The organism is Peredibacter starrii, from assembly GCF_034259205.1.
Classification (GTDB): Bacteria; Bdellovibrionota; Bacteriovoracia; order Bacteriovoracales; family Bacteriovoracaceae; genus Peredibacter; species Peredibacter starrii.
Genome location: NZ_CP139487.1, coordinates 679718 through 700624, shown reverse-complemented (window position 1 = coordinate 700624; position 20907 = coordinate 679718). Strand labels below are relative to the sequence as shown.

Annotated in this window: 21 protein-coding genes; 12 read left to right on the top strand and 9 right to left on the bottom strand. The window is 41.9% G+C overall.

All coding sequences use genetic code 11. The features are described from left to right. The first annotated feature begins 52 nt into the window (after nt 1–52). A complete protein-coding gene (locus tag SOO65_RS03505; RefSeq protein ID WP_321397001.1) occupies nt 53–448 on the top strand; it encodes a hypothetical protein in 396 nt (131 codons plus the stop codon). Here the strand turns inward: SOO65_RS03505 and SOO65_RS03500 are convergent. Continuing rightward, nucleotides 445–1392, bottom strand: a complete 948-nt coding sequence (locus SOO65_RS03500) for an SDR family NAD(P)-dependent oxidoreductase (protein ID WP_321396998.1) — start codon at nt 1390–1392, stop codon at nt 445–447. The two genes, SOO65_RS03505 and SOO65_RS03500, sit on opposite strands and share 4 nt — an antisense overlap. A gap of 46 nt (nt 1393–1438) precedes the next feature. On the opposite strand from SOO65_RS03500, the gene SOO65_RS03495 reads away from it, so the two are divergent. Then, nucleotides 1439–3049: a phosphoethanolamine transferase gene (locus tag SOO65_RS03495; protein ID WP_321396995.1), complete on the top strand. Its 1611-nt coding sequence runs from the start codon at nt 1439–1441 to the stop codon at nt 3047–3049. On the opposite strand, the gene tsaA is transcribed toward SOO65_RS03495, so the two are convergent. Further along, nucleotides 3039–3698, bottom strand: a complete 660-nt coding sequence (gene tsaA, locus SOO65_RS03490; RefSeq protein ID WP_321396992.1) for a tRNA (N6-threonylcarbamoyladenosine(37)-N6)-methyltransferase TrmO — start codon at nt 3696–3698, stop codon at nt 3039–3041. The two genes, SOO65_RS03495 and tsaA, sit on opposite strands and share 11 nt — an antisense overlap. Nucleotides 3699–3783: 85 nt before the next feature. Here tsaA and SOO65_RS03485 point away from each other — a divergent pair, with 85 nt between their 5' ends. The 3 genes from SOO65_RS03485 to SOO65_RS03475 all read left to right on the top strand — a co-directional run bounded on the left by SOO65_RS03485 (nt 3784) and on the right by SOO65_RS03475 (nt 6930). Then, entirely contained in the window at nt 3784–5358 is a 1575-nt protein-coding gene (locus SOO65_RS03485) for a SulP family inorganic anion transporter (protein ID WP_321396989.1), read from the top strand. Nucleotides 5359–5631: 273 nt separating this feature from the next. Continuing rightward, nucleotides 5632–6246 carry a trypsin-like serine peptidase gene (locus SOO65_RS03480; protein ID WP_321396986.1) on the top strand — a complete coding sequence of 205 codons (615 nt, stop codon included), beginning with the start codon at nt 5632–5634 and terminating at the stop codon, nt 6244–6246. Nucleotides 6247–6264: 18 nt separating this feature from the next. After that, the gene (locus SOO65_RS03475) at nt 6265–6930 is read left to right on the top strand and encodes a trypsin-like serine protease (protein WP_321396983.1); all 666 of its coding nucleotides are present in this window, start codon (nt 6265–6267) and stop codon (nt 6928–6930) included. Here SOO65_RS03475 and SOO65_RS03470 read toward each other — a convergent pair. Together SOO65_RS03470 and SOO65_RS03465 are read right to left on the bottom strand one after the other, a co-directional pair. Beyond that, the gene (locus SOO65_RS03470; RefSeq protein ID WP_321396980.1) at nt 6927–7556 is read right to left on the bottom strand and encodes a carbonic anhydrase; all 630 of its coding nucleotides are present in this window, start codon (nt 7554–7556) and stop codon (nt 6927–6929) included. The genes SOO65_RS03475 and SOO65_RS03470 overlap by 4 nt on opposite strands. Nucleotide 7557: 1 nt before the next feature. Beyond that, nucleotides 7558–9102, bottom strand: coding sequence for a SulP family inorganic anion transporter (locus tag SOO65_RS03465; RefSeq protein ID WP_321396977.1), 1545 nt, complete (start codon nt 9100–9102; stop codon nt 7558–7560). Between the two features lie 112 nt (nt 9103–9214). Between SOO65_RS03465 and SOO65_RS03460 the strand changes: the two genes are divergently transcribed. Both SOO65_RS03460 and SOO65_RS03455 read left to right on the top strand, forming a co-directional pair. After that, on the top strand, nt 9215–9805 hold the full coding sequence (locus tag SOO65_RS03460) for a fumarylacetoacetate hydrolase family protein (protein WP_321396974.1): 591 nt from the start codon (nt 9215–9217) through the stop codon (nt 9803–9805). Further along, nucleotides 9805–9978 (top strand): hypothetical protein, encoded by a 174-nt coding sequence (locus SOO65_RS03455; protein WP_321396971.1) that lies wholly within the window; start codon nt 9805–9807, stop codon nt 9976–9978. Before SOO65_RS03460 ends, SOO65_RS03455 begins: the two co-directional genes overlap by 1 nt. Here the strand turns inward: SOO65_RS03455 and apaG are convergent. Beyond that, nucleotides 9972–10373 (bottom strand): Co2+/Mg2+ efflux protein ApaG, encoded by a 402-nt coding sequence (apaG, locus tag SOO65_RS03450; RefSeq protein ID WP_321396968.1) that lies wholly within the window; start codon nt 10371–10373, stop codon nt 9972–9974. The two genes, SOO65_RS03455 and apaG, sit on opposite strands and share 7 nt — an antisense overlap. Nucleotides 10374–10376: 3 nt before the next feature. Continuing rightward, the gene (gene msrB, locus SOO65_RS03445) at nt 10377–10787 is read right to left on the bottom strand and encodes a peptide-methionine (R)-S-oxide reductase MsrB (protein WP_407676995.1); all 411 of its coding nucleotides are present in this window, start codon (nt 10785–10787) and stop codon (nt 10377–10379) included. A 43-nt stretch (nt 10788–10830) separates the two neighbouring features. On the opposite strand from msrB, the gene SOO65_RS03440 reads away from it, so the two are divergent. Continuing rightward, the gene (locus SOO65_RS03440; protein WP_321396962.1) at nt 10831–11715 is read left to right on the top strand and encodes a DMT family transporter; all 885 of its coding nucleotides are present in this window, start codon (nt 10831–10833) and stop codon (nt 11713–11715) included. On the opposite strand, the gene SOO65_RS03435 is transcribed toward SOO65_RS03440, so the two are convergent. Further along, on the bottom strand, nt 11705–12460 hold the full coding sequence (locus SOO65_RS03435; RefSeq protein WP_321396959.1) for a hypothetical protein: 756 nt from the start codon (nt 12458–12460) through the stop codon (nt 11705–11707). The two genes, SOO65_RS03440 and SOO65_RS03435, sit on opposite strands and share 11 nt — an antisense overlap. A gap of 129 nt (nt 12461–12589) precedes the next feature. Here SOO65_RS03435 and metH point away from each other — a divergent pair, with 129 nt between their 5' ends. Both metH and metF read left to right on the top strand, forming a co-directional pair. Further along, on the top strand, nt 12590–16318 hold the full coding sequence (gene metH, locus SOO65_RS03430) for a methionine synthase (RefSeq protein ID WP_321396956.1): 3729 nt from the start codon (nt 12590–12592) through the stop codon (nt 16316–16318). A gap of 9 nt (nt 16319–16327) precedes the next feature. Continuing rightward, nucleotides 16328–17284 (top strand): methylenetetrahydrofolate reductase [NAD(P)H], encoded by a 957-nt coding sequence (metF, locus tag SOO65_RS03425; RefSeq protein ID WP_321396953.1) that lies wholly within the window; start codon nt 16328–16330, stop codon nt 17282–17284. Here the strand turns inward: metF and SOO65_RS03420 are convergent, their stop codons facing one another. Then, complete coding sequence (locus SOO65_RS03420; RefSeq protein WP_321396950.1) at nt 17285–17668, bottom strand: thiol-disulfide oxidoreductase DCC family protein; 384 nt, start codon at nt 17666–17668, stop codon at nt 17285–17287. Between the two features lie 50 nt (nt 17669–17718). On the opposite strand from SOO65_RS03420, the gene SOO65_RS03415 reads away from it, so the two are divergent. Both SOO65_RS03415 and SOO65_RS03410 read left to right on the top strand, forming a co-directional pair. Next, nucleotides 17719–19254 (top strand): PhoX family protein, encoded by a 1536-nt coding sequence (locus SOO65_RS03415; protein WP_321396946.1) that lies wholly within the window; start codon nt 17719–17721, stop codon nt 19252–19254. Continuing rightward, nucleotides 19251–19553, top strand: coding sequence for a (2Fe-2S) ferredoxin domain-containing protein (locus SOO65_RS03410; RefSeq protein ID WP_321396943.1), 303 nt, complete (start codon nt 19251–19253; stop codon nt 19551–19553). Before SOO65_RS03415 ends, SOO65_RS03410 begins: the two co-directional genes overlap by 4 nt. Here the strand turns inward: SOO65_RS03410 and SOO65_RS03405 are convergent. Continuing rightward, nucleotides 19543–20886 carry a M14 family metallopeptidase gene (locus tag SOO65_RS03405; protein ID WP_321396940.1) on the bottom strand — a complete coding sequence of 448 codons (1344 nt, stop codon included), beginning with the start codon at nt 20884–20886 and terminating at the stop codon, nt 19543–19545. The two genes, SOO65_RS03410 and SOO65_RS03405, sit on opposite strands and share 11 nt — an antisense overlap. Between the last annotated feature and the right edge of the window lie 21 nt (nt 20887–20907).

The following is a 20907-nucleotide window of genomic DNA, read 5'->3' as shown; positions in this document are numbered from 1 at the left end:
CCGTAATCAGTTCTTTGATTTATAACCCTCCTAACCTTTAAAGGAGGGTTATATGAAAATCACATCACTTATCTTTATCGCTCTTGTTACAGTTGCTTGTTCGAGCACAGAGAAATCTCAAACAAAAATCAATGCCTTGGAAATAAATGACAAATTGGTCAAAGGCAAAACTAGCCAATCTCAAGTTTTAGAAAATTTCGGAACCCCAGATGTCGTTGAAAAGACTCCAGAGGGAGATATGTGGGCATATAGCCGCCGATCTAATGAAAGTAGTTCTGTAGGTGGAGGAATCTCTCACTATATATCTAGTGCGGGTTTTTGGAACTGGACAGGGATGAATGTAGGGGGCGACTCTAGCTCTTCATCAACAAAAACAGCATCGCTTGTTCTGCATTTTCATCAAGACAAAACTTTAAGAACTTATACTTTTAGAACTGAGAAATTTTAAAGAGAAGTGGTTTGATGCCACTTCACTAGTCTCGCGATCCCCTCTTCAAATGAAATCTTAGGCTCCCATCCGAGGAGCCTTTTTGCTTTCGAAATGTCCGCCCAAGTCACATCCATATCGGCCTTAATTCGGTCACCCAATTTAAGTTTTGCTTTCTTACCTGAAAACTTCTCCATAAGTTCAATCATCTGAAGAAGCGTATAAGGATTATTACCGCCACCTAGATTGATGATCTCAAAACCAAGTTTCTTGCCCGCAAGAATGGTCCCCTCAGCAATATCATCCACGAAAGTGAAATCTCTTGATTGAGTACCATCACCAAACACAGGAAGCTCTTCACCTTTTAAAATCTTATCAGCAAAGATAAACGGCGACATATCAGGTCTGCCTGCAGGCCCATAAACGGTGAAGTATCGAACGATCGAAACATCAATGCCGTACAAATAGTGATAAGTGTAGGCCATTACCTCTGCGGCTTTTTTTGAAGCAGCGTAAGGAGAAATCGGAGTGTTTACTGCAAGGTCCTCTTTGAAAGGCATCGCCTGACCTGCATACAAAGAGCTGGTAGATGCCAATACAAACTTAGAGACCTTGAACTCACGCATGCATTCAAGGAGATTTAAAGTCCCCATCGCATTTGTGGTCATGTAAATATCTGGGTTTTCCATCGAATAACGAACACCAGCTCGAGCGGCCAGGTTAAAAACCACATCAAATCGGTTCGCTTTGAACAGTTCACGCAATTTGGATTTGTCTTCGATATCAATTTGGTGAAAATGAAACTTTGGATCTTTAATTTGAGATAGTCGGTAGTGCTTAAGGTTAACATCGTAATAGTCATTAAGATTATCAATCCCAACAACTTCAATCCCCTGAGCAAGTAGCTTTTCCGCTGTCTTGGCCCCAATTAGTCCCGCTGCACCTGTCAATAATACTTTCTTCATAGGCCATGATCATAGCAAGAGCATCTTAATTATGTCATGATGAATCATGTTCAAAAAATTAACTCATCACCTGGGCTTGGCCCTCGTATTCTTTGTTTTAACTCTTGCACAGCAATACCTCTTTTACTGGGTTAAAGACATCCACATCGTCTGGCTGACTTTTGGGAAGTACTTTGGTGTGTTTGCGATTCTTTTGGCAGCGACCTTTATTTCAAACAAGTTTCTTCGCTATTTGTTTCTCTCTTTCGTCATGATCCTCAATGCTTTTCAGATGGGACACTTGTCCTATTATGGTACTCAACTCTTACCGAATGAGATCTACCTTCTTCTCACTCAGTTTAATGAAGTTCAGGGAACACTCCTTGTTGAACTCCATCACGTTTTCATACCTTTGCTTTTCACAATCGTTCCGTGCCTCTTGGGTTGGTTTGCATTTAAAAACTCGAAAGAACTATATAAGGTTAAATATCTTGGTCTGATCTTTTGCCTGTATTTTATCTACAACCCGATCCGCACATTTGTGACAGGAAATACTTGGGGAAGACAACCTTCTACGCGAGAACTCGCGGGTATGAATGTCTATCTTGCCTTCTCTTATTTCTCGGGAAAAATCCTGCCTCATAAGCTCATGGGAAATAACCAGCTCGACGCTAAAAGTGTGTCGCTTGATTTGAAACTTCAAAATGAGAGGCAGGCAAAATGGGATAAAGTCATTTTCATTCTTGGAGAAAGTCTCACGCCAAATCATATGGAGCTATTTGGGTATGAAAGATCAACCACTCCGTTTTTGAAATCAATTTCTCAAGATCCCAATTTCTTTTATTCGCGCGCACTTTCAAGCGGAGTATCGACTGATATCGCCGTCGCATTCTTATTAAATATGGGATTTGGTCCAGCAGGTAGTATCAAAGCGGCCAAGGGTGAGCATTGCCTGTTTAAACTCGCCAAAAAACAAAAGTACACGACTCACTTTTTATCTATCCAAAGTGCTGAGCAGCTCCGTTATATCGCTCCTTACTTATGTGCGGCCTCACTGGATGAATACAAAACGTTAGAAGATATCTCACCTCAAACTGTCAATCATCAAGCGGCACTTGACCGTGACTTACTCCCATCTCTAAAAGCAATGCTTGATAAGCCTGAAAAGCAATTCATCATGCTTCATCAGCGTGGATCTCACGCACCTTGGGAACTTCGTTTTAGCCCAGAATCAAACGTTTTCAAGGGTTCAAACAAGGTTGATCACTACGATAACTCTGTGGTGGAATTTGATACGTTCATGAAAGAATTCCATTCGATTGTTAAGAACTCAAAACAATCCGTTCTTGTGGTTTATGTTTCTGATCATGGAGAAGCTCTGGGCGAAGGTGGGAACTGGGGTCATGGTGCGCTTATCCCTGCTTCTTGGGAAGTTCCATTCCTGGCGATGTCATTCAATGCTGAATTACCGGCCGAGATGAAGACCGTTCAAAAGAATGTGACTCACTATAATCTGTCCCTGCTGCTTTCTAAAGAACTGGGCTACGCCATTAATCAAGACGCCATTAAACCAGTAGAAAACTACGTGATCTTTGGAAATGATATTGATGGATTTGCTGGTCAGGTGGAAGTTCAGTTTAAAGACGATGGCCTCTACGATTTCAAAGTTAAGCTTTAGTCACTTCGAAAATTTCAAAACCTTCATCGATAAAACGAAATCGAATATTCCAACCTGCAAGTGAGACACCGTACTCACCTTGCAGGTCTTTATCGTGTCCAGGTCTAGGATCTAGGGCCACAACCTTTTCAAATAACTCTCGCTCTTCACGGCTTAGTTCCGGATGACATTTCCATGTGACGTTTAAGTTCTTAGGAGCTTCATCAAAATTTTCGGAAACTGCATCTAAGATTCTATCCGTGTAAGGAACGTATGGCTTAATATCAAAAACAGGAGTGCCATTAACTAAGTCCACACCCTTCACCCATAGAACAATTTCATTCGCTAAAATTTCCAATCGATCAAATCTAACGACTGAAAGACCAATCCGATTCGGACGATGTGGACTTCTCGTGGCATACACCCCGAGTTTCTTTTTACCTTCAAACCTTGGAGGTCGCACAAGACCATTAAAGCCAAAATTAGGAATTTGATGAAACTCGAAAATGAGCCATAAGTGAGTTGATGCTTCAATCTCACGAAAGGCCTCGACATAAAAATCATTTTTCGGAAAACGCATCTTGCCCCAGGCCTCCATCACCAATAGCGGTTGACGAGGAACTCCAAATTTCTCGTTAAAAGGTGTTTCAATGTGAGTAATGGGTGTCATGCATAATCCAGATTAAAAAAATCTAATTTCTTCATCCTACCATTTCAAAAGATCAAATTCTATAATTCTTGAAACTGGAGACTTTATGATTTTTAACTCTCAAACTTTTGCGCAAGACTTTAAATCTGGATTCTTTGTTTTCCTACTCGCTCTTCCACTCTGCTTAGGAATTTCTATCGCCTCGGGCTTTCCTCCTATTGCAGGTATTTATACGGCAGTTATTGGTGGTATCTTTGGCTCTCTTCTGGGGAGTGCGAGACTTACTATTAAAGGTCCGGCGGCAGGTCTTATTGTTATTGTGATTGGTGCAGTAACAGAACTTGGCATGGGCGATCCGGTCATGGGTTATAAGAAAACCTTAGCTGTTGGTGTAGTTGCGGCCATAATTCAAATTATTTTTGGTTTCTCGAAGGCCGGCATTATCGGCGAGATCATTCCTAAGAGCGTGGTTCACGGAATGCTTTCGGCCATCGGTGTAATCATCATCGCAAAACAATGTCACAATATTTTGGGTGTGGTGCCGGTTTCTAAAAGTCCAATTGCCCTCTTAGGAGAATTCCCTACTCATATTTTGGGACTTAACCCTGAAGTTGCCATCATCGGAGTCATTACTCTCCTCTTCCTGATCTTCTGGCCTAAATTTGCGAAGGGAAAATTAAAAGCAATTCCAGCAGCGATCCTTGCGCTCGCGGCTTCAATGACTCTTGGTTCGATTTTTGATTTTGAGAACGCTCACAACTATGAATTCTTAAACACCAACTATCACGTAGATTCATCATTCCTAATTAATCTTCCCTCATCGTTTTTTAGTGCCTTTGCTTTCCCCGATTGGTCTTCTATCACAAGCTGGATCTCAATTAAGTACATTGTGATGCTTTCGCTCGTAGGTTCAATTGAGTCCCTTCTAACTGTAAACGCCGTTGATGGAATGGACCCTGAGAAGAAGAGCTCGAACTTAAACCAAGATTTGATCGCAACTGGAGCTGGAAATCTTTTGGCCTCACTAGTTGGCGGTCTTCCAATGATCTCTGAAATTGTTCGCTCACGAGCAAACATTGATAACGGCGCCAAGACCGCTCAATCAAACTTCATTCACGGATGTTTGCTCCTGGTATCAGTCGCTCTCTTCCCAAATATTCTTCACATGATTCCATCTGCGACTCTGGCCGCGATGCTGGTCTTCACCGGCTTCCGTCTCGCCTCACCAAATGAGTTCTCCCACACTTATAAAATCGGCGTAGATCAGTTTTCACCATTCATGGTGACCTTCCTCATTACTCTCAGTATTGATTTACTTGTGGGAGTTATTGCAGGTCTCGTGTGCCAACTTATTTTGAATCTTTATCACGGTATGAGTTTCAGCGATATTTTCCACGTTAAGCACGAAGCAAAAGAAGAAGGTGGAGAACTAACTCTTAAAATTTATAGTCCAGTAGGTTTCACTAACAGTTACAGTTTCAAGAAGACCCTTCTCGAAAAAATTCCCGCCAACTCTCATATTGTAATCGATTTTGCCGACTCAAAATTAGTGGAACACAGCTGTTTCCAAATGATTGAAACCATCAAGAAAAACCATGATCAAGTATCAATCAAGATCACTGGTCTTGATACACATCGTAGCATTTCTGAGCACTCGCACAGCACTCGCTATCGTAAATAGAAGGACTTAACCTATAGCGTTCACTTAGCGTCATACCTTAATTTCTAACACTTTCAAACATCACCCCGTGGTGGCTTGAAAGTGCCAGAATCTTTCGATTAAATCCTTCGCACATAAATTTAAAGTATCCTGATTTCATTGGATTACCACTATTTACAGAGTGTCAAAAAGCACCTTAGACACGGGCTTTTTAATTCTTTTATAATAGTCACAGGTCACGGCCCAGGACGGGTCATGAAGGTCTAATTTGAATCAAGGATGATGGTGAACCTTATGACAACCTTAATTGACTGGTCGAATTTCAACTCAAGCTTACTGATTGAAGTCACACGCCCTACAGGTGTTTTTACCTGCACAGGTGTTGCTATCAACAACAATACGGTTCTTACGGCCGCTCACTGCCTCGAAGGTGAAATTCTTAAAGTTAGAATTTCAAACGAAGCTTCTTACAAATCAAAAGGTAAATTCTGGGAAATCGATTCATTCGAGATTCACCCAGACTACGATTCAAAAGAATCGAACTTCCGCTCTGACATCGCCAAAATTAAACTTAAAGGCACTCTTCCAAAAGAAACGAAGTTCTATCCGATCATCAAGAAAGACATGAACCTTTCTGGTAAAATCATGCGTCTTGGTTACGGTGCTCGTGGGGCTGAAAATGTTCGCACGATGGTTACACCTGAACTTCGAAACATTCGTCCGATGGAAAAAATCCTTGAGCTCAATGACATGTACTCATACTCAGGTGACTCAGGCGGCCCAATTTTCATGCAGAACAATGGCCAGATGTATCTAGTGGCCATTCACTCGACGCTCTCGTTTGGCCCGGAAGGCAAACACTCATTTAACCCACTTCTCTCATCTCACCGCGAGTGGATTGTAGCTTAGATTCGTGTAGCATAAACCATGCTGAAGATTACCTTCTTCCTAATGGTGCTATTCATGAGTTTACTAAGCTTTGCCAAATCCTATGATTGGGAACAATTCAATTCTAGTTTATTAATTGAAGTCACGAGACCTGGCGGTGTCTTCACTTGTACCGGTGTCGCGGTCTCGGATCAAATGCTCATCACTGCTGCTCATTGCTTAGAAGGCAATGTGAAGAGCGTGCGAGTTTTCACTCAAGAGGTCTATGATCCAAAACAGACTTCCCTTGAGATAAAAGACTTTAAACTCCATCCGACCTACAATCCTCATCAATCCCGTTATTATTCAGATCTCGCCAAAATTCAGATGAAAGAAAAGCTTCCTGCTTTTATCAAAGTTCATCCAATTGCCTCGGAGAGAAAGTTTTTTGGAAAGTTTTATCGTTTTGGTTTTGGAGCGAGAGATAAAAAGAATCTAAGAACAGTGATTACTCCAACTCTCCGCAAGGTCAATCCCGCGGAAGAAGTTCTGGAACTCAATGATGAATATTCTCGTTCAGGGGATTCAGGGGGACCGATTTTCATGCAGAATGGGAATGAGATCCAGCTTGTGGCCATTCACTCGACATTTTCTCACGGGCCAGAAGGGAATTTTTCACTCAATCCCCTCCTGTCCGCATACTTACCTTGGATTTTTAGCAACTAGTAATCAAATCGATAGGCCGAATCAAGCTTCGTATCAGGGTCTACTGTTAAAAGCGTTTTGATAAGACCAGTATTGATGTCATAGACCCAACCGTGAATGTAAGGCATTTTTCTTTCATGCCATGCCTTCTGAACGATTGATGTGTGCATGAGGTTTTTTACTTGTTCAATAACGTTTAATTCAACCAGCTTATTCACTCTCTCAGTTTCAGATTTTTGAGAATCTACTTCAAGCTTGTTAAAAAAATAAACGTCTTTAATATTTCTCACCCAATTATTAAGCATCCCTAAACTGTGAGTAGAAAGTGCTGCTTTCACACCACCACAGTTATAGTGACCACAAACGATAATATGAGGAACTTTGAGATTATTTACGGCGTATTGAAGAACGCTTAGGAAGTTCATGTCGGTATGAACGACAAGATTTGCAATATTTCTGTGAATGAACATTTGACCAGGGTCAAGATTAGTCATTTCTGTTGGAGGAACACGTGAGTCTGAACAACCGATATAAAGAAACTCTGGATTCTGGTCTTTGGCCATCTTCGCAAAGTAATCTGGATCGATGTCCAGCTTTGACTGCGCCCAGGCGCGGTTCTCCAGTAAGAGATGTTTGATTCTATCCATCTTATTCCTCTCTAAAAATTGGGCTCAACGCCAATGATGATTTTCTTAGTTGTACTTTAATATCTGAACAGTTTGCACGCTTCATGAAGTCTTCAATCAGGTCAACAATATCGTCATCAACGAAGATGCTCTTAGAGCCATCAATCACTACATTGGCGCCATTTGGAATCTTCATTAGCATCTCAGTAAGTTTACTCTTCTGAAGGAAGGAAACGTCCTTGTGGAAACGAATGAGCCATTCTTCATCATTGTTTACCAGAACAATTGAAGCATGCATGCTTGAACGAATCACGAAGATAAATCCAACCACCATACCAATACCAATTCCTACTAATAGGTCAGTGAAAAGAATGGCAAGGGTCGTAACGACGAATGGAATAAATTGATTCCAACCACGGGCATACATTTTTTTAATGATCTCTGGCTTTGTTAATTTATAACCAACCAGGATCAAGACGGCCGCGAGACACGAAAGTGGAATAAGGTTCAGAAGGGCCGGGATCGCAATCACACAGCTTAGTAACCATAGACCGTGAAAGATGGCAGAAAGTTTTGTTTTTGCTCCGGCCGAAACGTTGGCCGACGTACGAACGATAACCGCAGTCACCGGAAGACCACCGATCAAACCAGAAATAGCATTCCCCAAACCTTGAGCAAGAAGCTCGCGGTTTTTATTAGTGATTCGTCCATCAACATCTATCTTATCTGCGGCCTCAACTGAAAGAAGACTTTCAATCGATCCCACTACAGCAATCGTTGCAGCAGTTATATAGATTTTAGGATTTGAAAGGTAAGACCAATCAGGCATGGCCAGACCAGCGAAGAAATCTTTCATTCCACCACTGAAAGGAAGCTGCACTAAGTGCGACGTCTCAATCACAAGTCCAGGAGCCGTAAGTTTGAAAACTTCATTCAATACCACCGAAGTCACAACTGCGACTAGTGCACCTGGAATGATTTTAAAAAACTGATTTCCTTTATAGGCACCCTTCTCCCAACCAAGCATGATGAAGACAGAGATAAGAGCAACAATTATTGATCCTGGATGAACTGCCTCAATGGCCATTCCAATCGCACTAAATGTGTTTCTACCACTCGCCTCAGCAAAACTTTGATCACCCATGAAGTCGGAATCAAAACCAATCGCGTGAGGAAATTGTTTTAAGATAAGAATCAAGCCGATTGCGGCAAGCATTCCTTTAATCACCGATGAAGGAAAGTAATCACCAAGTTTTCCGCCTTTCACAAAGCTGAAAATGATTTGCATCACACCTGATAACACCACCGCGAGTGTGAATCCTTGAAAGTTACCAATATCAATAATCGCAGCTGCTACGATTACGGTTAGTCCGGCCGCAGGTCCAGAAACACTGACCCCCGAACCACTAACAGCACCAACGACTAAACCACCAATGATCCCCGCAATCAAACCTGACGCAAGTGGGGCCCCAGAAGCAAGTGCAATACCGAGACAGAGAGGGAGTGCAACTAAGAACACTACGAGGGAAGCCTGGATATCTTGTTTCCAGTTTGAGAAGTTAGGCATGTAAAATCCTTTATTTATCCCTTAAATATGATTGCACTTCTTCTTTGAGACAATGGGCCATATTAATATTTTTTAATTTGTCAGTAATTCCCGTTAGTTATATGATTTCAGCATGGATAAAATCATCTGCCTTGGAAAGAATTACGCCGAACACACCCTCGAAATGCAAGAGAAAGCGCCCGAGCGGCCCGTGTTGTTTTTGAAACCTCAAAGTTCATTCATTGAACCAAAAAATAACAGTCAGGTTCAACTACCTTGGAAACGTGGAAACATTCATTACGAATGCGAAATCGTTTTAAAACTTTATAAGAAGATGGTGATTGGTTTGGGCCTTGGTCTTGATCTCACTCTTCGTGATGAGCAGAAGAAATTAAAAGAGAACGGCCATCCTTGGGAGATCTCAAAAGTATTTAAGAACTCTGCAATTGTAACTCCTATGAGAGGAGTCAAAGACTTCGAAGGTGATTGGCAGGAAACTCCCTTCATATTCAAAGTTAATGGTGAAGTTCGTCAGACTGCCAAACTTAATGATGCCAATTTAAAAGCAAATGAGATCATTCATTATATTGATGAGTTCTTTCCTCTCTGTGACGGTGATTTAGTTTTCACTGGTACACCAAAAGGTGTGGGTCCATTGAAACCGAATGATACCGTGGAATTAATTTTTGGACCTATCCACCATACCATCCGCTTGGTGGAATAATGGATAAGCGCAAACTTTCACATGACATTATGAACATGCTTGAACGTCTTCGCATTATGCATGACCTTGCAAAAGATCAAAACTTTGAGGCCATTAGCAAAGAAGAAATGAAGAGCGACCTTGATGAAACTCTCAAAAAGCTAGAGAAAGACTTCAAAGATCTTATTCAATAGATATCGATAAATTCTTTCGGCACTTGGAAACGGAAGACCGGAGTATCGATTTTAAATGTCTGCCCACGATCATCTACCATATTGAAGTATCCCCACATCTCCCCTTCCATTGTCGGAAGCGGGCAAAAGCTTTGATACTCAAATGATTTTCCAGGTTCAAAGTATGGAGTTTGTCCGATGACTCCCGGACCTTCCACGTACCTCACCACTCCCTTGCCGTCTTTAATGTTCCACTTACGTGAAACCAATTGAGCAGGAACATCACCAGTGTTGGTGATCAAAATCGTGTATCGAAAAAGATACTGATACTGCAAAGGATTAGACTGATCAAAATCGAAATCAGTTTTGATTTCAATCTTAAAGTTATTACTGATAGAGACGAATGGATAAGTCATGGCCTATTTTGAACTATTCGCAGGTACAAAATCAAGCGCTACAGAGTTGATACAATATCTTTGATGAGTCGGTCCCGGGCCATCTGGAAACACATGTCCCAAATGAGAACCGCAATTTGAACAAAGAACCTCTACTCTGTGCATGTTGTAGGAATAGTCGTCTTTTAAAGTTACGTTTTTATTATTTCGAACATCGGAGAAACTTGGCCAACCTGTTCCAGAATCAAATTTGGTCTCTGAACCAAAAAGTTCCTGCTTACAGGCCACACAAATGTAAGTCCCATTTTCGTAATGCTTATTATATTTCCCTGAAAAAGGAGATTCCGTACCACCCAGGCGGCAGACATTAAATTGTTCAGGGCTAAGTTTATTTTTCCAATCTTCGTTCGTACTCATGGTTTTCACCTCGGCAATTAGTATACTAGAATCACTCTAAGAAGTTAACAAAGGTAAACGATTGAGTTCTTTGGAAGTCTATGCTCTGGCCATTGGCGCAAATCTCACTTACTCCACTGCGAGTATGGTGTTTTCCATCTATGCCAAACGCTTTTCTTCCATGTGGATCAATCAAATCAAGGTCTTCGTAGCCTTTATGGCTTTTTTAGTTGCAATGGCCGTCACTAATCAGATGGCGCCGGTTAGTAACTATGGAATTGCCCTACTCGTATTAAGTGGATTCACAGGTCTTTGTTTCGGGGATATTTTTCTTTTTAGGGCCTTCACTACTCTCGGTCCTGCCCGTTCATTGGTGCTGTATAGTTTTCAACCATTGATGCTGGGACTCTACGGCTATTTCTTTCTCAATCAATTCTTCTCTCTTAATCAGACCCTTGCTGTGATCTGCATGATCTTTTGTATTTTCATTTTCATGCTGGAAAGAAACAAACTCACTGGTTCCTGGGATCTTAGAAGTTTTGTCTGGGCGTTTCTTGGAATTACTCTGGATGCCATCGGAGTGATGCTCACTCGTGAAGCCTATGAAATGGATCCGTCTCTGGAAACTTTTCAAGTGAATGTTATTCGCTGTATGGGTGCGCTGTTTGGATTCTTAATTCTTAGTCCAAAAAGCTATCTCAATATCGTGAAGGATCTGACGGTACTTAGAAAGAGAGAGATTTCCCTTCTGGTTGGTTCAGCGATTTGTGGCTGCTTTTTATCTTTGACTCTCTATCTAGCTGCTCTAAAACACGCTCATGTGGGAACACTAACCGCCATTGCGATCACTGGCCCGGTTTGGGTCTCACTCTTGGAATGCTTATATCACCGACGATTACCGAATATGTATCTCGTGGTCGCGTTCTCATTTTTTCTAGCTGGTTTTTACTTGATGGTTATTGCTTAGAAGCACCAGATTTTGGATTGATCTTCTCTTTAGTTTCAAGGCATTTTACGAGTTCTTTTTTATAACCTTGGATCACCAATCTGATTCCGTGGAAGGGCTTAAACTTAGCAAGAAAGAGATTTCCGAATTTCTGCTCATCTAACAAGTCATATGAAGATTGGACAATCGCCTGATCCGTATATGAGGCCTTATGTTTTTGAAAAAGCGATTCAACTCTTTCTCCATAACCCGCGGTCATTCTGGTTACAAAGCGATCATTCAAATCGGCGGGATGAAAATCAGGGCCCGCAAGTTCAGCAGCAAAGTTAAATTTGATATTGGGATAAGAGGCTTTCAGAGAACTCATTACCTTCTCTGCAAATACCATTCGTTCTTTTGCTAGAGATAAACTCTTCTCATTACTTTGAGGATCTAAGACCTTTTTACCATTTATTGTCGTATAGAAAGGTGCCTTGGAAGAACTGGTGGTCACCGTCACATCAGTGATGAGTTCGATTTCATGTGATGAAAGATAGGCGCTTACTTTATTTTTCACTGGTTCGATTTGATCTTCGCCGACAGTACTTCTACCTGTTTCGAAATTTAGCGGAATCATTTCTCCATGTAAGACGAACTTCTCATCCACACACGCAGGAGGCGGCTGACGCTTTCTATTCTGCAAAGAATAGTTAGGATTTCCGTACTGGGCCTGGGCCACGGAAATACCTAAAATTAAATAAAAAGCTAAGAGGTTAAAGGCCTTCATTATGTTGCTTATCGGTGCTACACCCATCCTCCTAAATATATTTTAACTATCTAATTTCACAGGAGTTTTTCTTGACTTTTTTGCTAAATAAAATATACACTAGAGTATTCAACATTGAGGTTCCCGAAAATGACTTTAGAAAATCTTCTCAAAGAGCGAGTACTAATCCTTGATGGTGCCATGGGTACCATGATCCAAAAATACAAACTGGAGGACGCTGATTATCGTGGTGAGCGTTTCAAAGATTGGAAACATCCACTTAAAGGTAACAACGATCTTCTTGTACTGACTAAGCCTCAAGTGATTGAAGAAATTCATAACAAGTATCTTGAAAGCGGCGCGGACATTATCGAAACGAATACTTTCAGCTGTACTCGTATTTCTATGTCTGATTACCACATGGAAGAACTTGTTCCTGAGCTTAACTTGGAAGCTGCGAGGATTGCTCGTAAATGCGCTGATGCCTACACGAAGAAAAATCCTAACAAGCCTCGTTTTGTAGCGGGCTCTATTGGACCAACGACTAAGACCGCTTCTCTTTCTCCTGATGTAAACAATCCGGGCTTTCGTGCCGTCGACTTTGATGAACTTGTTCGCAACTATTATGAACAAACCAAGTATTTGGTCGAAGGTGGCGTAGACATCCTTCTGGTTGAAACAGTTTTCGATACACTTAACTGTAAGGCCGCATTGTTTGCGATTGCGGATTACTTTGAAAAAGAAAATAAGAAGCCACTCCCTGTAATGGTTTCAGGAACAATTACTGATGCTTCAGGAAGAACACTTTCTGGTCAAACGATTGAGGCCTTCCTTTATTCAGTTTCTCACTACCCGCTTCTGTCGATTGGGATTAACTGCGCTTTAGGTGCAGAACTTATGCGTCCTTATATTGAGATCCTTGCGAAAGAATCTCCGTTTCATATTTCAGTTTACCCGAATGCCGGTCTTCCGAATGAATTCGGTCAATATGATGAGACACCTTCTCACATGGCCGGAACTCTTAAGGAATGGTTTAACAATAAATGGGTCAACATCATTGGTGGGTGTTGTGGAACGACTAACGACCACATCAAAGCGATTGCTGATGCCGCGGTTGATGCCACTCCTCGCACTCTTCCGACTGAAGATCACACTCAAAAGCTTTCTGGCTTAGAACCTCTGAAAGTTTTCCAAGGTTCGAATTTCTTAAACATCGGTGAGAGAACAAACCTCACGGGGTCAATTGCTTTTAAAAAGTTGATCCTGGACAAGAACTACGAAGCAGCCTTAAAAGTGGCCCGCGAGCAAGTTGAAAACGGTGCTCAGGTGATCGACATCAACATGGACGAAGGGATGATTGATTCCGAGGCCGTGATGGTGAACTTCCTGAACCTCGTTGCCTCTGAACCTGATATCTGCAAAGTGCCAATCATGATCGACTCTTCAAAGTGGAGTGTGATTGAAGCGGGACTTAAACGCATTCAGGGTAAGGCGATTGTTAACTCAATCTCTCTAAAAGAAGGCGAGGCCAAGTTCATTGAACACGCTCGCTTAGTAAGAAAATATGGTGCCGCGGTTGTGGTGATGGCCTTTGATGAAAAAGGCCAGGCCGATAATTACGAGCGCCGAATTGAAATTTGCTCTCGAGCTTATAAGATCCTAACTGAGACAGTGAAATTTGCACCTCAGGATATTATCTTCGATCCAAACATCCTGACTGTAGCGACTGGAATGGAAGAGCATAACAATTATGCCATCGATTTCATCCGCGCCACTGAATGGATCAAAAAGAATCTCCCTTACTGTAAAGTAAGTGGTGGTGTCTCTAACCTATCGTTCTCTTTCCGCGGGAATAATATTGTTCGTGAGGCCATGCACTCTGCTTTCCTTTATCACGCGATTAAGGTCGGCATGGACATGGGTATTGTAAACGCTGGTGCTTTACCAGTTTATAGCGATATTCCAAAAGATCTTCTTGATCACGTTGAAGATGTGATCTTCAACCGCCGCGAAGACGCTACAGAACGCTTGATAGAATTCGCAGGCCAGGTGAAGAGCCAAGGTAAGGCCGAGAAGAAAGATGATGTCTGGAGAACTCTCCCAGTTGAAAAACGTCTTGAGCACGCTCTGATTAAAGGGATCGTGGATCATATTGAAGCCGACACCGAAGAAGTGAGACAAAAAGTTTCTCGTCCACTCGATGTCATCGAAGGCCCACTTATGGCCGGTATGAATGTCGTGGGTGATCTCTTTGGTGAAGGGAAAATGTTCCTTCCACAAGTGGTGAAATCTGCCCGAGTGATGAAGAAGGCCGTGGCCTATCTTCAACCTTATATTGAAGCAGAGAAGGCCGGCCAGGCAGTTAAGCGCGCTGGAAAAATTCTAATGGCAACGGTTAAGGGTGACGTTCACGATATCGGTAAGAACATAGTGGGTGTTGTGCTTGGATGTAATAACTATGAAGTCATTGACCTTGGGGTGATGGTTCCATGTGAAAAAATTCTTGATGAAGCTAAAAAGCATGACGTGGATATGATCGGTCTATCAGGGCTTATTACTCCATCTCTTGATGAAATGGTTCACGTCGCGAAAGAAATGCAAAGAAGAGAATTTAAAGTTCCCCTTCTGATTGGTGGTGCAACAACTTCTCGCGTTCACACGGCAGTTAAAATCGATCCTCATTACCACGGTTCAATTATTCACGTGGCGGATGCTTCTCGTGCGGTACCAGTGGTCGAAAAGTTCTTAAATGAGAACACTAAGGCCGCAGTTCATGTCGACCAGAAGAAAGAATACGACAAAATGCGTGTTGCTCACGCTGCTTCTCAAAGAGAAGAGAAATTTCTATCTCTTGAAGACGCTCGCAAAAATAAAGTGAAGATTGATTGGGACAAAGCTGAGATCAGAAAGCCAATTAAACTTGGTCTAACTGTATTAGAAGATGTTTCAGTGGCCGACCTTGTTCCTTATATTGATTGGACACCATTCTTTATGACTTGGCGTCTTCGTGGTGCTTACCCAAAAATCTTTGATGATGCGGAAGTTGGAACTGAGGCCAAAAAGCTTTTCAATGATGCTCAGGCCCTGCTGAAAGACATTGTGAAGAACAAATCACTTAAGGCCAAAGGTGTATTCGGTCTTTTTCCTGCCAACTCAATTGGCGATGATATCCAGGTTTATGCAGTTGAAGATAAGGTCCATGAATGGACTTGTGAAAAACATGGAAAGCACCAAAAAGTTCTGCAAGTTGGTAATGAGAATAAGGTTTATGAGACACTTCATATGCTTCGTACTCAGCGCCAGATGGAAGAAGCAACTTCTCCTAACCCATGTCTTTCTGATTTCGTTGCGCCGAAAGAATCAGGCAGAATGGATTATGTAGGTGCCTTCTGTGTAACTTCAGGAATTGGTCTGGATGAGCTTTCTGAAAAATTTGCTAAAGATCAGGATGACTATAACCAAATCATGGTCAAGGCCCTTGCTGATCGTCTGGCAGAGGCCTTTGCTGAATATCTTCACTTGAAAGTAAGAAAAGAATACTGGGGATACGTTCCAACTGAATCACTTAATAGCGAAGAACTTATTCGTGAAAAGTATCAAGGAATTCGTCCAGCGCCTGGCTATGCCGCTTGCCCTGATCATTTAGAGAAGAAAACGCTCTTCCGCATGCTGGATGTCCAGAAAACAATCGGAGTTTCTCTCACGGATTCAATGGCAATGGTTCCACCATCTTCTGTAAGTGGTTGGTACTTCGCTAACCCTGAATCACGTTACTTCAACGTTGGGAAGATCGGCAGAGATCAATTAGAAGACTACGCAAAAAGAAAAGATAGTTCATTAACTGATATGGAAAAATGGCTCTCGGCCAACTTGTTTTAAAAGGTAAATATGGCAAAAGTAACGGATCACATTAAACAATCGAAAGGCACTCTCTTCTCTTTTGAGATTTTGCCTCCGAGTACTGGTGAAAGTATTCAGAAACTTTTTGATAACATTGCTCCCTTGATGGAATTCAAACCGAAATTCATTGACGTGACTTATCACCGTGAGGAATTCGTTTATAAGAAAATGCCAAATGGGCTTTTGGAACAAAAATCAATTCGTAAACGTCCGGGGACAGTTTCAATTTGTGCCGCTCTTATGCACAAGTATGATGTTGATACCGTTCCTCATATCATCTGTGGCGGTTTTACGAAGGAAGAAACTGAGTACGCTCTGATCGATCTTAATTTCCTTGGCATTGATAACGTGCTTGCCCTTCGTGGTGACTGCATTAAAGGTCAGAAGAATTTTGAACCAACTCACGGCGGACATAAGTTTGCTGACGAATTGGTTTCGCAAATCAATTCTATGAACAAAGGTCACTACCTTTCAGATGAACTTCAGAATCCAACTCCAACTAAGTTCTGTATTGGGGTGGCAGGATATCCAGAGAAACATTTTGAATCACCAAATCTTAAAACCGATTTGAAGTACCTTAAGCAAAAAATCGCCAATGGTGCTGACTACATCGTGACTCAAATGTTCTTTGATAACAAAAAGTTTTTTGAGTTTGAAGCTAAATGCCGTGCTGAAGGGATCACAGTTCCGATCATTCCGGGTCTCAAACCAATTACAACTAAGTCGCAGATTTCAAATCTACCAAGAAACTTCTTCATCGATATGCCGGATGAACTCATCGATGCTATCGATAGATGCCGTTCTGATGATGAAGTTAAGAATGTGGGTGTTGAATGGTCGATTGCTCAAGCAAAAGAGTTGATTCAGCATAAAGCACCTTGCCTGCATTTCTACTCGATGGGTAAGGCCACTGCAATTCAACAAATTGCCTCTAAACTTTTCTAATTAACGTCTCCGCGGACACTGATCACACTCTTCTTGTTTCTTTTGTGTGAGTTCGCGGAGTTCTTCTACTTTCTCGTAAAAATAATTTTTAACTTTCTGTCCTTGCTCATTATCAAGAAGCCAACTGAGCTTTGATACTCCCGGAAGAGTCTTCACAAGATAATCAACCACTTCTGGTCCCGTTAAAATTTCTTTATCAGGGGTAATGAGATGAACTTTAGAGATGCAATCTTGTCTGGAAAGCTCAGGAAAAACTGTATAGACCTCATCCTCTCGCACTGAGACAAAGTTTAGACTCTTATCCAAATACTCTAATCCTTGCTTAAATCTCACACAAAGTGGACATTCTGGATCATAAAGTACGAGTGGCAAATGGTATTTCATACGACTCTATATTATCATATTCTAAAAAATTTCCCAGAAAGAAGGTCCCAATGAACAGACGTGATTTCCTCCAATTCCTTGGTGTTTCAGGTGTATTAGCAACACTTCCTGGATGCTCAACTACTTCACCTTTTTCCTCTTCATCAAAGCTACCTGGTCTTGCCCCATCGCTTGAGGACAAACTTCTCACTGCAGAAGGCCTTAATTATAAAATTCTGATTCGTTATGGGGACGCCATCAATAAAACTGAAAAGTTCGGCTTCAATAACGATTTCATCGCTTTTCATCCGTTGAAAGATGACCACGGTATTCTTTGGGTGAACCATGAATACGTTTCCCCAACATTTGATGCCCGTACGAAAGCAAACATTGATCGTGAAAAAACTGAAGTGGGCGGAAGCTTATTAGAAGTTAAAAAAGTAAATGGCCAATGGTCAGTTGTGAATAACTCTCCCTACAACCGTCGCTTGGATGCCAATACAAAAATTCCATTCGCTGCTGGCGCTAAAGTTAAAGGAGCAACAGTAGCAACGGGAACAATGGGTAACTGCGCTGGTGGTAAAACGCCTTGGGGCACGTTCCTCACATGTGAAGAAAACTACGACATGTTCTGGGGCGAGCGCTACCGTGATGGTAAGACGACAGAAAGCTGGCTAGGTTGGGAAAAGTTTTATCCAATGCCACCAGAGCACTACGGATGGGTGGTCGAAATTGAACCTCTAACAGGTAAGGCAAAGAAACACACTTCGATGGGTCGTTTTGCTCACGAGTGTGCGGCGGTAACGAAGGCCAAGAATGGCAAAATCGTGGCCTATACTGGTGATGATCACGCAGATGAACACTTCTATAAGTTTATCTCTGACTCTGATAACTCTCTTGATAAGGGTAAGCTCTATGTAGCGAGCCTTGAGAAGGGTCAATGGCTATCATTAGATATCGATGATCAACCAATCTTAAAGAAGACCTTCAAAAATCAAACTGAAGTTCTGATCTATGCTCGTGATGCCGCTAAGCTTGTTGGCGCCACTCCGCTGGATCGTCCGGAAGATATTGAGTTTGATCCACTTACAGGGGACGTATTGGTTGCTCTTACTAACAATAAAAAGAGAAACAATTTCTACGGTTCAGTTCTTAAGATCATGGAAGACAACAATGATCCAGGATCCCTCACTTTTAAGCATGATATTTTCCTCGGCGGCGGATCTAAGCATGGTTTTGCTTGTCCGGATAACATGGTGTTCGATCCAAAGGGTAATCTTTGGTTCACAACTGACATGTCAGGTGATGTGATCGATAAAGGTCCATACAAGGGCTATGGAAATAACGGGCTATTTGTTTTCTTAAGAAGCGGTCCGCATCAAGGTAAAGTTATCCGAGTGGCATCAGCTCCTATTGATGCTGAATTCACCGGGCCTTGCTTTTCACCAGACTATAAGACACTCTTCTTATCGGTACAGCACCCTGGCGAATACAGTGAATCAGCCCAGAAGCTAACCAGTCACTGGCCAGATGGTGGAATGCCAAAACCAGCAGTCGTTATGCTTGAAGGTGAGCTGCTTGATAAAATCGTAAATGGAAATCTATGAAAAAAGAAAAAATGAAAACCGAAATGGAAGTCTTCATCTGCAATCACTCACGTGATAGCGGTGATGACAACTGTGCGGCCAAAGGAGCAAAAGAGCTTACTGATAAATTAAAGAAATGGGCCAAGGAAGAACACAAAGGCGAAATGAAAGTCTTTCGCAGTGGTTGTCTTGGTAAGTGCTCTGAAGGCATAGCGATCGCTTGTTATCCTCAGAAAAAATTTTTATTGGAAGTTGTGCCTGAGGATTACAAAGAAATTAGAGAGGGCCTTGAAGAGGCCCTCAAAGACATTAAAGATTAAAACTTCTTTTTGCTTTCACATCTATGCCGGTGAACTTTTGAATTTTTCTTCCTTCGAATGAAACATCATAAGTTCCCGGTTTTAAAATTACATAGTAACTACCATCTGGATTGATCTTATAAGTTTGAGAAACCTTGGTCTCTCCCGCTTTCATAATCTTAATTACCTGATAATCGCCTACTCCAACAACACCTTGAAGGCTTGGACCTTGAAGTTTAGTTAACAGGTGCATCCAACCTGGACGATTGCGAAGAACTGTTTTGTCTCTCCAACGAGCGTAGTTTGGATGGAATCCAGCAAACGTACTATTTACTTCGATCACATATGGGATGACCTGATGTTCTACATACATCCAATCAATGTCACCGCCGTCAGCGTTGTAGAGAAGCTCCCAAGGAGTACCAGGTTTATAATCAAGTTTCTTAGCAATCTCAGCTCCAATTGATTCAACTGCTTCTTCCGTTGGAGTTTTTCTCGGTTTACATCCGAAAGGATAAAGAACAATCTCTGAATAAGAGTGGTAAGAGATGCTGAAAACCGGTTTCACAGCTGCTACGAAATTCATCATCGCCTGCGTTTCTGGTTCAGAACCAGGACCGGTCCCTCTGTAGTCCTGAGCATATGTGTTGCTACTAGAACCGCTACATGAGTTCCACCCTGTTGGATAGTTGCGATTAATATCCACCCCAAATCCATTACGGGTGTTTTTTCTCCACATCGAATCTTCGTTCCACATCTTGTTGTTGCCATCCACATTAACCATCGGGATGACCCAGATTTCAGTGTTATTGACCCATGAGGTAACTTCTGCATTTTTCCCGTAGTTAGAAGTGAGGTATTCAACCATGTCCGTTGTGATTTCCGGAGTCATGACTTCGCGTGCGTGGTGCATGCCATTTACGAAGAAAACAGGCTCATGTTCATCAAGGTCAGCATTATCTGAAATTTTAATTGCCCAGATGTCCCTGCCTTCTAAAGATTTGCCAATTGATTTGAGTTCAGTGATATCTGGATATTTTGCATGAATGGCACGAACAAAATCTTCAATCTCACCAGGATTTTTATATTCAGAATCTGGATTTAAAGAGAGCTTTTGAGGATAAGAGAATTTGATATTGGCCTTCTGAGATTCGATGATCTTCAACTCTTCAGGCGTTAAGAGCGCTTCAATCTCATTTGTGTTATAGTTCACACCGGTGATATCGAATTCATTCGCTCTAAGAAACGTCTTCATCGAATTTGTCAGATCAAATCTTACGATCATGCCATCATTGGCAAATGCACTTCCTGAAAGTAACAGAGAAGCCGCCAGGAATCCTTTCCAGTTCAACATCTTTTTCTCCTTGATTGGTAT